Below are 255 nucleotides of genomic sequence, written 5' to 3'. Positions count from 1 at the left end.
CGTAGTAGCCATTGTTGATCCAGCCCTGGTTTGTCTGAGCGTTTCCACCATTCCAGATGGTTTTCGCATAAGACGTGTTGTCATCGTTCGTACCGACCAGGCGCAGCCACACTTTCTGCCCCAGCGCGATAAACGGCCAGACGGAGGCGCGCAAGGTGGCGTTGCCAGTCAGCGCCGAAACGTCCAGCTCCGCGCCATCACCGTTGTTGGCCGCCTGAAGGATCTTCGGCACATTGGAAAGATCCAGCACCAGCG

Annotated in this window: 1 protein-coding gene; it reads right to left on the bottom strand. The window is 58.4% G+C overall.

Features of this window, described 5'->3' with window-relative positions:
• Positions 1-255: hypothetical protein (locus L6D81_RS29460; RefSeq protein WP_236183013.1), on the bottom strand; the 255-nt coding region annotated here is incomplete at both ends.

Origin of the sequence: Pseudomonas sputi, from assembly GCF_021603585.1 — a bacterium.
Lineage (GTDB): Bacteria > Pseudomonadota > Gammaproteobacteria > Pseudomonadales > Pseudomonadaceae > Aquipseudomonas > Aquipseudomonas sputi.
This window is presented reverse-complemented; position numbering and strand designations above follow the sequence as displayed.